Raw genomic sequence first — 11,266 nt, 5'->3', positions numbered from 1 at the left:
GGAATCGAGCTGCGGGTTACACAAGCGGATAACCGCCATTTCAAGCTCGGTGCGGCGGTTCTGCGAACGGCTCATTTTACCCAGGGTCTCCTGCAATACAGTAAGCCCGTTAAAAATCGCGGACATCTTTATCTGTGCCTGCTGCTCCTTGAGGCGCGCAAGCTCCTCAGGCAGGGCAACAATCAGTTCCTCGGGCTTCGAGGCTGATTTTAGTATCATAAGATTGCGGAAGTGCGAGGTAAGCTCCTCGCAAAGGCGCTCAAGGTCTATGCTTTTGCTGTACAGGTCGTCGATGATGGTGAGCGCCGCGCCGGTATCGTTCTTTGCAATTGCGGCGGTTAACTCAAACAGATGCCCATGCCCCGCCAAACCTGCCGCATCTGCAACCACAGCAGCATCAATCTCTTTGCTGTGCGAAGCACACAGGTCGAGCAGCGAAAGTGCATCGCGCATGCCGCCATCAGCAAGGCGCGCAACCAGCAATGCCGCGTCGTGGCTGAGGCTTAGCCCCTCCTGCGCTGCAACGGCTTCCAGCCTGCCGGCAATCACATCGCTGGCAATGCGCCGAAAATCGAACCGCTGGCAGCGGGAGAGAATTGTTGCGGGGATTTTGTGTACCTCAGTAGTAGCCAAAATAAACAGCACATGCTCGGGCGGCTCCTCCATAATCTTGAGCAGGGCATTGAACGCACCGGTGGAAAGCATGTGCGTCTCGTCGATGATGTAAACGCGTTTTTTGCACATTGTGGGCAAAAAGTACGCTTCCTCCCGCAGCTGCCGGATGTTATCCACACCGTTGTTGCTCGCTGCGTCAATCTCCACCACGTCAAGAATCGAACCGTCGTCCACACCGCGGCAGATGTCGCACTGCCCGCAGGGATTGCCGTCTTCATGGGCACTGTGGCAGTTGACCGCCTTCGCCAAAATCTTAGAGCAGGTAGTTTTACCCGTTCCGCGCGAACCGGTGAACAGATAGGCGTGCGAGGTTTTGCCCGTGGCAATCTCGTTTTTAAGGGTTGTGGTGATATGCTCCTGCCCTACTACGTCATCAAACACAGTGGGACGGTATTTTCGATACAACGCCTGATACATCTGCTCACCTCCATTTTATCTTTTACATGCAAAAATAGACAGGCTGTAGTTGCTCTGTCATGCGGGTAACAGGTTACCTGCGGCGCACAGAAGCTGCCGCTTAATGCTGCTCGGTTCCCCGCCTGACATGGTTCACGGCGCTCTGTCGCACAGGACCCGCATACTCGCATGACAGAACAATTACCTCATCCTGTCTATTCGCGCTTGAAATTATCAAGCCTTATTATTATAACGCAAAAAACAGTCTCCGTCAACCACTATTCTTGACGGAGACCGCAAAGCCAATCAATCATTTGTCTTCATGGCGATCTTTGCCTAGAAAGAAAATAGCAAGGGTACCGGGCCCCGAATGTGCGCCGATGGACGGTGCAACGTAGTTAAATATAAAATTTTTGATCTTATATTTCTTCTTAATTTCATCTGCGCAGAACTGTGCTTCCTCCAAACAATCGCCGTGTGAGATGAATACAACGTCGTTATCAAAGCCCTCCATCTTTGCCTCCATGCGGTTAACCAGGTTGAGCAGCGACTGTTTTCTGCCGCGTACCTTGCCAATGGGTACAAGGCGCCCCTGAGCGTCGACATGCATAACCGGCTTGATACCAAGCATAGTACCGACCACCGCAGTCGCCTTGGATACACGCCCGCCGCGGTACAGGTGGTTTAAATCTTCCACGGTAAAGAAGTGGAGGAAATTCTGCTTGTGCTCTTCCAGCCACGCGGCAACCTCATCGATGGATTTTCCCTCGTTTCTCATCTTCACTGCATAATATACCATAAGGCCCTGCCCTAAGGAAGCGGAAAGCGAGTCAATCACAATGATTTTTGCTTCGGGGTACTGCTCACGTGTCTCTTTTGCACCCATCTCGGCGCTGTTGTAGCTGCCGCTCAGCTCGGAGGAAAACGCAATGTGCAAAACGTCCTTGCCCTCCGACGCAAACTGCTTGAAGGACTTTTCAGCCTGCTCTGGGTTCACCTGCGTGGTGGTGGGCATTTTACCTGCGCGCATCTGCTCGTAGAATTCGTGCTGGTCAATGGTTCTATCATCGGTAAAACGGGTCACACCATCCATGGTATAACCGAGTGCCAGCAGGTTGATGTTGTTTTCATCTACAAAGCTAAACGGCAGGTCAGAGTTGGTGTCTGTGCTGATCACATAATCTCTAACGTTCTCCATAAGAAAAATCCCCCTAACGCCAAGCTCCGCTGAATTTGCAGGAATGCCCCGCCGGCGTGAGCTCTCTAGCCTTTATTATATCGGATATCAGGGCTTATTTCAATGCAAATTTTGTATTCTGTCCATTACTTTTCCAGCTTCAGAATGCCGTCTGCAATATCCTTAAAAATGGGAGCCGCATAGGTACTGCCCGAGTCCATGCCCTGCGCCAGCACCACAATGGTATAGCGGGGCTGCTCCGCGGGGAAAAAGCCTACAAACCACGCCTCGACAATTTCGTTTGTTTTTTCTTCGTCGTAATACTGTCCTGTCTGCGCCGATGCGGTTTTTCCGCCTGCTCCGCCGCTTTCGGGCTTTGCTTTTTTACCGCTTCCCTCTTCCACAACCGATACCATTAAATCATGCACCTTGCGCACCGTTTGCTCTGAGATAATACGGTTGGCGGCATATTCCGGCGCATAGTTCTGCACGCTGGTGCCCGTGGGGTCGGAATAGCCCTCCACCAGCTGCGGTGTAATGAGATACCCGCCGTTTGCAAATACGCTCACCATTCTCGCAAGCTGCACTGGGGTTGCCATCAGCACACCCTGCCCAAATCCGAAGTTCGCCACATCCGCAGGGTTGCGCAGCTCGTCCGGTGAAGGCAGGTTGCCCGCCGCGCTTTCGTATCCTTCCGCCAGCAGGTTGGCTCTGCCAAACCCAAATTTAACGGCGGTATTACGCAAATTCTCTGCCCCTACGCTTTGTGCCAGATGAATAAAATACGGGTTACACGAAACCTCCAGCGCACGCGTCAAATCCACCCAGCCATGCCCTGCGTGGTTGTTACATTTAAATATCTGCCCGTCTATATCAATTTTACCGGTACATTCAAATGCACCCGGCTTAATGCCGTTTTCCAACGCAGCGGCGGTGACCACCAGCTTAAAGCTGGAGCCAACATTAAAGGGGGCAAATGCTTTGTTTACAAAAGGGGTATCCTTTGCTTCAAAGCTGCGCGCAACGTTGTTTGGGTCGAAGGTGGGCAGGCTGACCGAGGCCTTGATGTCGCCGGTTTTGCAGTCCATCACAACCACCGCACCCTTGCTGATATACCGCTTTGCCGCCTGCTCCGCAATCCGCTGAATGCGCTCATCCAGCGTTAGTACCAGCCCTTGCTTTGGCTCTGTAGTGGTATCGATTACCTCAGGGGTTTCGCCGCTCAGTGCACGCCCGGTCGCATCAATGGGGTAGCGCACCTCAATGCGGCCGCCGTTTGCCGTGAGAAAGCCATTGTACGCCTGCTCGATGCCGTATACCCCCTCACCCTCGCGCAGGTGCCCAATGATGTGCACCGCAGGCTGATGCTTGGCATAGCGCAAAGGCACCTGAAACAGATTTACCCCTTTGCCGTAAAATTCATCCGTACTGAGCTGCAGCAGAACCGGCTTTTGATCCTCCAGTGTTTTAAGAAACTGTTCTTTGTCCGGAATCAGCTTTTTCATGGCGGGTACCGACTGCGGGCTTGGCAAAATCGCCGCACGGTACTCCTTTTCGGTGTTCACCAGTGGGGAAAGGTTGCAGTCGTAAATCATGGCACGTGTTTTTGCAACCTCCAGCGTGTAGGTGCTTTGATTTTTTGCCACCTGTGCCATTCCTTCGCCCTCGCTGAGCGAAAATATGCGGTAATACATTCCGCTGAACATCAAAATCATAGCGCAAAATACCGCAATCACACGCTTTTCCATCGCAATCCCCCTGCTAACAGTTTCTGCTGTTAGCATTGGAAAAATTGCGCTTTGTTATGCAAAAAGACTTTTGGGGTAATTAAATGATTCAATGATGGAATAAACGAATTCCCGTAAAGGCCATGGCAATGCCATACTTGTTGCAGGTATCGATGACATGGTCGTCCCGAATGGAGCCGCCTGGCTGTGCAATGTAGCACACTCCGCTACGGTGTGCGCGCTCAATGTTGTCGCCAAACGGAAAAAACGCATCTGAACCCAGCGCAACCCCGGTTAAAGTACCAAGCCATGCGCGCTTTTCCTCGCGGGTGAGCGGCTCGGGCTTTACGGTAAAGAACTGCTGCCACATACCGTCCGCTAACACGTCCATATCATCGTCCGAAATGTAAACATCAATCGTGTTGTCGCGGTCGGGGCGGCGGATATCCGCCTTAAAGGGCAGGTTCATTACCTTTTCATGCTGGCGCAGATACCAGATATCCGCCTTATTGCCCGCAAGCCTGGTGCAGTGGATGCGGCTTTGCTGACCCGCTCCAACGCCGATGACAGCGCCGCCCTTGGCATAGCAAACCGAATTGGACTGGGTGTATTTCAGTGTGATGAGCGCAAGAATCAAATCGCGCCTTGCATCGTCGGGGATGTTCTTGTTCTCGGTGATAACAGTGCCGAGCAGTTCATGATCAATCTTGAGCTCATTCCTGCCCTGCTCAAAGGTAATGCCGAAAACATCCTTGTGCTCAATTGGCGCAGGGACATAGCTTGGGTCGGTTTGAACCACGTTGTAGCTGCCCTTGCGCTTGGTCTTGAGAATTTCCAGCGCCTTATCGGTGTAGCCGGGCGCAATCACACCGTCCGAAACCTCGCGCGCAATCATCGCCGCAGTCTCTTCATCGCAAATGTCGGAAAGCGCAATCCAATCCCCGTAGCTGGACATTCTGTCTGCACCGCGTGCTCTGGCGTATGCACAGGCAAGCGGTGAAAGGTTTAGGTCGTCCACAAAATAGATTTTCTTCTCTACCTCGGTAAGCGGTGTACCAACCGCGGCACCCGCAGGGCTGACATGCTTAAACGAAGCCGCACAGGGCAATCCTGTTGCCTCTTTGAGCTCTTTTACCAGCTGCCAGCTGTTGAATGCATCGAGAAAATTGATGAAGCCCGGCTTACCGCAAAGCACCTCAATGGGCAGCTCACCTTGCTGCATAAAGATGCGAGATGGCTTTTGATTGGGGTTGCAGCCATATTTCAGTTCCAGTTCTTTTGCCATACTATAAGCATCTCCTACTGATTTTTATTGAGAATGCGGGTTTGCACCGCACCTGTTTTCACATGAATAAAACGGGTAAACAGCGAGACTTTGTTGCCTGCATTCAGGCTGTTCCACAGCATATCGGTAAAGCTGCCGATAGCCCCTGTAATTTCAATGGGTATCGGTTCGCCCTCAAACGACGGAATGGGGTTGCCGTCACACTTGTAGGTATGAATAAAGTGCCCCAAACCTGCGCTTGGGTTTTCGTACTCAAAAAAATAGCGCTGCGCACCGGCGGCATTACCGTTTGCACTTTTGAGAATAGAAAGCTTGTAGCCGGTTCCCTCCACCATACCCGAAATACGGGGGGTAAAGTTAGGCGCATCCGGCTCAAACGCACGGGTGCGCAGTGCATCCTCAAAGCTTTTGCCCCGGGCAATAAAGTTGCAGATTGTATCGGTCTGGTCGCCGTTGGTGACAATCGTCTTACCGTTACATACGCGCACCGGGTTGTAAATAATCAGGGACGGATCGGTAAGCTTTGCAGGGTCGAACGCCTGTGTACGAATTCCTTCATCCTGTTGCACAAATATGCGGTTGCGGCTGTTTTCACTGCGTCCCATAATAAAGTAGGCGATTACGGCATGTTCACCGTCACTGCTCCTGCCAAGGATGATACCTCTGCCGGGGTAGCTGTTACCCTCCAGCAAATCTGCTATTCTCTGGGTTTCCATCGCTTGCCTCCTAACACAATATGGCTCTATCATTTTGTACTAAATTATATCATATTTCGGCAAAATCGGCAAAAAAGAAAAACCGGCCAGAGTAAAATTACCCACCGGATTTTTGTCAAATGCAGAAATTCAGCAAATTTCTGACAAGCATACCGCGCCTTTCATCACCGCCTTGCGTTGCCTTGTTTGGCAATGTTTGTTATATCTTTCTCACTGAATTTCCTCTATAATAAAAGTTCAGATGTTTTTATGGAAGGCTCTTTCCCTATTTTTAAATTTTTTGTCAGTTTATTTGCTGATATGCTATAATTTTTTTACTTAGAATGCAATCATTTCTTAATATGGGTGCACTATTGAGGTGTAACCCGGTAAAGTGTGGTGTGACGATTGAACATTGATTTACAGGTGGTTGCTTCGGCAAAGGCGGGAAATGCAGATAGCTTTTCCCTTTTATACGAACAGGTGCAGGATGAGCTCTACAAATACGCGCTCTACACGCTCGGCAATACCCACGACGCAGAGGACGCAGTGGCTGATACCTTTATGGAGGCATTTAAGGGCATAGCAAACCTGCGGGACGATTCGGCGTTTAAGGCGTGGATCTTCCGCATCCTGTCGGTTCGTATGAAAAGAAAGGTTGCCGACATCATCAAACGCAAAAACACGCTCAATATTGAAGATTTCATTAGCGACTTTACCGCAGATACTGACATCGAGCGAGAGACATCGGATAAGGTGATTTTACTGGGAGCTTTGAATAAGCTATCCAACCAGGAAAGAATGATTGTTGTTCTTTCCGCCATTCAGGGTTACACAACAAAAGAGATCTCTGAGATGTTAGGCTGCCCGCATGGCACTGTTAGCTCAAAGCTGCACAGGGCCTTAATTAAGTTGCGCAAAATGATAGAAATGGGGTGAAACTATGGCTGATTTATACGAACAGGACAACAAAAATTTGGAATACCTATCGCAAAGGTTGAAGCAGCTTGACAGCGGCATTATTGTACCCGAATCAGTCAAGGCTTCACAACTGCTTGAGCGAATTACAAGCCCTGAGCCACCGCTTAAAGTGGTGAAAACAGTAAAGTGGCAAAAGCTTGCCGGTGTTGCAGCGGCATTTGTGCTGGTGCTTGGCAGTGTGCTCCATCTAAACCGGCTCGGTTCACTGAACGAATCTGCAAGCCCCCAGTCACCAGCGGCACAGGCGGCTATGGATGCGGCAACACCTATGGAGGGTGAAACCGAGGCATTTTCAGCAGACGCTGCAAGAAATTACAAAGGGTTTTCAGCGCCCGCAGGCGGTTTTGAAGAAATGAGCAGCTATTACGCCAAAGACTATTCACAAATTCGCGTACGGCTGAAATCGGTTCAAACCGAGCCTATGGCGCAACAGAAAGCACCAGCCAAAGACGATAAAAAAACAAACGCGGATACGGGCGCAGAAGTCAATCCCGGTGCCGCCCCCGACACAGGCGGCGGCATGGCGCACGAGGTTTATACCACCAACGCCCAGACACAAGGCATCGACGAAGCGGACATTGTAAAAACCGACGGAGAGTACCTGTATTACCTTTATACCCCCGTAAGTAAAAATAGCGATTCCGATGTGCGCCCGATGGTAAAAATTATTGATGCCAAAAGCCTTGCGGTCGTCTCTTCCATTCAATTCCCCGCCGACGTTTCTGTCAGTGACCTATTTTTGGCGGGCGACAAGCTTGCCGTAATGTATGAGAACCCCAATTTTGACCACATACCTCAATATAAACTTTACGATACGGGTGTAGAACAGCAGGGCACGCGCACCGTTAGCGCCACTGCACTGGCCGTGTACAACGTTGCCAATACCGCAAAACCTGTAAGAGAATACAGCTTTGAGCAGCAGGGCGATTATGTTTCCTCACGCCTGGTTGACAATACCGTATATCTCGTCACACAAAGTGTTGTACCGGCAAATGCGTACATCGACGAAGTAACCGACGATATGCTGATCCCATCGGTGCGCGACACAACGGTCTCCGATAAACTGCGTAAGCTACCCGCGCCAGATATCTGCATCCCCGCAGAACTATTCTCCAACGCCTACACAGTGGTTTCTGCTGTCAGCCTCACCGGTGCCGGCACCAATACCACAAAAGCCGTTCTGGGGGGCGGCAGCACCGTATACATGTCCCCCCACAACCTTTATGTGGCGGGCAGCAGCACCGATGAAGCTACCCTTGAGGAAACCACTACTCTGCTGAAATTTGGAGTGGAAGGCACCAAAATCGAGCTGCTGGCACAGGGCAATGTACCCGGTAGAATCGACGGGCAGTTTGCTTTGGATGAAAGTTCTACAGGCGACCTGCGCATAGCCACCACGCGGCGGTATTATGCCGACCCTATAGCGGCGAAGGCAGAACTGGAAAAGCAAAATGCACAGCACGAAAAAAGAATTGCCGCCAAAGCTGCCTGGTTTGCTGCCTATGACAAAGCAGCGGAGCAAGGCCGCGGCGAGGAATTTAAAAAAGAAAACCCTAAAACCTGGATTCAAGAAAGTTTGGAAGGCGACAGCTCAGTATCCACCCATAAAACCGACCCGCTTAAGAGGGTAACCGACAACAATGTTTACGTGCTTAACCAATATCTCGAACGTATCGGCACGCTTGAAGGGCTGGCGCCCGATGAAACCATCTACTCGGTGCGCTATATCGACGACATCGCCTATATCGTTACCTACAAGCAGGTTGACCCGCTGTTCGCGATTGATCTTTCCGACCCGCAAACCCCCAAGGTGCTCGGTCAGCTCAAAATCCCCGGATTTTCGGAGTATCTGCACCCCATCGATGATGACACCCTACTTGGCTTTGGCTACGATACCGCAACTAAGCCTGACGGTGCTGCAATTACCAAAGGCTTAAAGCTCTCGCTGTTCGATATCAGCAACCCGCAAACCCCCAAAGAAACACAGGTATATCAAATGGGTGATCGCGGCAGCAACTCGGAAGCGCTGTACAACCACAAGGCATTTGTGTATTACGGCAGCAAAGACATTGTGGGCATACCGGTTACGCTCTTTACGGAATATGGAAACAACTCCACAGACGAATGGGCGCGTAACTACAAATTTGCATTTGATGGGCTGTACCTCTTTCAGGTTACGGAAGAAAAAATCGAATATCTCGGTTCCATTTCACAAAGTGGTGATATTACCGATGAAAATCAGTTGTATGACCAAGGCCTGAATGTTCAGCGCGGTGTGTACATTGGTGATACGATATACACCTTTTCACGCAGTAAGGTCACTGCGCATTCGATCTCCGATTTAGAAAAACTTGCAGAGATAAATTTGTAACATTCATCACAAAGACGGAATAGATTACACATCTATTCCGTCTTTTATTGCAACATTCTTACAATTTTTGAGCTGGCTATTATTTTTACTATCTTTTTGTCGAAAAATATTGTATCATAGAAAATGAATTATTATCGGTTAGTGCCGTATTATGTAATGCTTAGGTGATAGAAGGATGGAACTAAATGCTTTTTCTGCGGGTATTGAGCCAGGCGGGCTTACCCTCAGTCATGAAATTAAAATACTGGTGTGTTACCTGCTGCAAAACATTCGGCAGAAGCTTACGCTTTCACAAATCAATGAAGCTCTTTTAAAAAAGGGCCTGGTAAATTATTTCGAATTAGCGGATGCTATGAGCGAACTGCTGGATTCGGGGCACATTGTTATTTGCGCTACCAACAAAAAGGACGAGGAGTGCTATGGGCTTACCGAACTTGGTGTACGCACCGCACGGGAGTTCAGCGACACACTTCCGCTGACAGTACGTGAAAAGGCGCTTATTTCAGCGCAAAATCTGCTGGCAAGGCAGAAAAGTGCAGCTGAGAATATTGTAACAGTGGATAAGGTGAAGGACGGCTATATGGTCAATCTCATCATTTCCGACATTGGTTCTGATTTGATGAATTTGTCGCTGTTTATGCCCACCGAAACCGAGGCGGACGCGGTAAAGCGCCAGTTTATCCGCGACCCGTTGCTGATTTACAAAGGCATGCTGGCTTTGCTCACAGGCGATTTGAAAACAGTCGGCGAGCTGATTCCGTCTGACAATGCCATGTATGACGATTAAAACGGAGGACAGAAGCCACGGTATGAATTACATAGACCAGATCAGAGAATTTATCCCCTTAAATGAACAGGAGAAAAATGACAAGCGCGTTATTCTCGATTATATCGAGCTGTTCCCTCATAACATTCTTACACGTGAGAATGAATTCGCACACATTACCTCCTCAGGGCTGATTTTAAACCCCGCCCTTGATCGTGTGCTTCTCATCCACCACAACATCTACAATGCCTGGGCGTGGACTGGCGGGCATGCTGACGGTGACATCGATTTGCTTGAGATTGCACTGAAAGAGGCGCGCGAAGAGACCGGCCTGCACCATGTACGGCCGCTTACCGAACAGCTGCTGACAGTGGATATTCTGCCTGTATACGGGCATGTAAAGCGCGGCAGCTACGTTTGTTCCCACCAGCACCTCAACGGTGCTTATGTGCTGCTTGCTGATGAGGAAGAGGAACTTGCGATAAAGCCCGATGAGAACAGTGCCGTTCGCTGGTTTGACACCGACCAGCTTGCACAGGTGGTGAGCGAGCCCTATTTTATGGAGATTTATCAGAAGATAATCGATAGAGCGCGAGCTTTATAATAGAAAAAGAGCTGCCGTATGATGAACCGCTCCATGGAAAATAGACAGTAAAAAAGAAAGACCAATCGTAGAATATCTAAAGATTACGCCGTCTGGCTCCGTTTTTAAAATGGAGTCAGGCGGTATTTTAGTTGGTAGCGCTCAAAATTGTAGAAATAGATATAATCATCAATCAGTTGCTGAGCCTGCTCAAAGGACTGGATTTTCTGCCGAGAAATGCACTCTGTTTTGAGCATGGAGAAGAAATTCTCAGCCATAGCATTGTCATAAGGATTTCCCCGTCTTGACATAGAGGGTGTAATGCCATATTCTTTAGTAAGGGTAAAGTATGCTTGTGATGTATATTGAAACCCTTGGTCGCTGTGGAGATGCAACTCCCCGGCGACCGCTTCTTTTTGCACAGCAGCCCGAACTGTGTCCAGTACCAGGCTAACGGTTTGCTGCCGGCTGGTCTTGTAGGAAACAATGCTGTTGTCAAAGAGGTCACGAATGGCGGACAGATAGAGAAAGCCTTGTGCTGTAGGGATATAAGAAATATCAGTCGCCCATTTCTTGTTGGGTTGCTCTGTTTTAAAGTTACGGTTCAGAA

10 protein-coding genes and 1 other RNA gene are annotated in these 11,266 nt (G+C 49.8%); 4 read left to right on the top strand and 7 right to left on the bottom strand.

The window, feature by feature from the left end:
* The 6 genes from dnaX to RTV33_RS14245 form a co-directional block, all read right to left on the bottom strand.
* The coding region (gene dnaX / locus RTV33_RS14270; RefSeq protein ID WP_312645334.1) for a DNA polymerase III subunit gamma/tau at positions 1-1,092 on the bottom strand (1,092 nt) is incomplete at its 3' end.
* Positions 1,093-1,155: 63 nt separating this feature from the next.
* An RNA gene (gene ffs, locus RTV33_RS14265) (signal recognition particle sRNA small type) lies at positions 1,156-1,254 on the bottom strand.
* A gap of 127 nt (positions 1,255-1,381) precedes the next feature.
* Positions 1,382-2,269: a DegV family protein gene (locus tag RTV33_RS14260; protein WP_312645332.1), complete on the bottom strand. Its 888-nt coding sequence runs from the start codon at positions 2,267-2,269 to the stop codon at positions 1,382-1,384.
* A gap of 125 nt (positions 2,270-2,394) precedes the next feature.
* On the bottom strand, positions 2,395-3,996 hold the full coding sequence (locus RTV33_RS14255; protein WP_312645329.1) for a penicillin-binding transpeptidase domain-containing protein: 1,602 nt from the start codon (positions 3,994-3,996) through the stop codon (positions 2,395-2,397).
* 88 nt (positions 3,997-4,084) lie between these two features.
* Entirely contained in the window at positions 4,085-5,260 is a 1,176-nt protein-coding gene (locus RTV33_RS14250; RefSeq protein WP_312645327.1) for a phosphoribosylaminoimidazolecarboxamide formyltransferase, read from the bottom strand.
* A gap of 14 nt (positions 5,261-5,274) precedes the next feature.
* A complete protein-coding gene (locus tag RTV33_RS14245) occupies positions 5,275-5,976 on the bottom strand; it encodes an IMP cyclohydrolase (protein WP_312645325.1) in 702 nt (233 codons plus the stop codon).
* A gap of 387 nt (positions 5,977-6,363) precedes the next feature.
* Between RTV33_RS14245 and RTV33_RS14240 the strand changes: the two genes are divergently transcribed.
* From RTV33_RS14240 to RTV33_RS14225, 4 genes are all read left to right on the top strand, one after another.
* Positions 6,364-6,894 (top strand): RNA polymerase sigma factor, encoded by a 531-nt coding sequence (locus tag RTV33_RS14240; RefSeq protein ID WP_312645323.1) that lies wholly within the window; start codon positions 6,364-6,366, stop codon positions 6,892-6,894.
* Positions 6,895-6,898: 4 nt separating this feature from the next.
* The gene (locus RTV33_RS14235; RefSeq protein WP_312645321.1) at positions 6,899-9,307 is read left to right on the top strand and encodes a beta-propeller domain-containing protein; all 2,409 of its coding nucleotides are present in this window, start codon (positions 6,899-6,901) and stop codon (positions 9,305-9,307) included.
* Between the two features lie 175 nt (positions 9,308-9,482).
* On the top strand, positions 9,483-10,094 hold the full coding sequence (locus RTV33_RS14230; RefSeq protein ID WP_312645319.1) for a DUF4364 family protein: 612 nt from the start codon (positions 9,483-9,485) through the stop codon (positions 10,092-10,094).
* Between the two features lie 22 nt (positions 10,095-10,116).
* Positions 10,117-10,677: an NUDIX hydrolase gene (locus tag RTV33_RS14225; RefSeq protein ID WP_312645317.1), complete on the top strand. Its 561-nt coding sequence runs from the start codon at positions 10,117-10,119 to the stop codon at positions 10,675-10,677.
* Between the two features lie 104 nt (positions 10,678-10,781).
* On the opposite strand, the gene RTV33_RS14220 is transcribed toward RTV33_RS14225, so the two are convergent.
* Positions 10,782-11,266, bottom strand: a 485-nt coding sequence (locus RTV33_RS14220) for an IS3 family transposase (protein WP_312645315.1), incomplete at its 5' end; no start/stop codon positions are given.

This window comes from Hydrogenoanaerobacterium sp., assembly GCF_032017025.1.
Taxonomy (GTDB): Bacteria; Bacillota; Clostridia; order Oscillospirales; family Ruminococcaceae; genus Hydrogenoanaerobacterium.
This window is presented reverse-complemented; position numbering and strand designations above follow the sequence as displayed.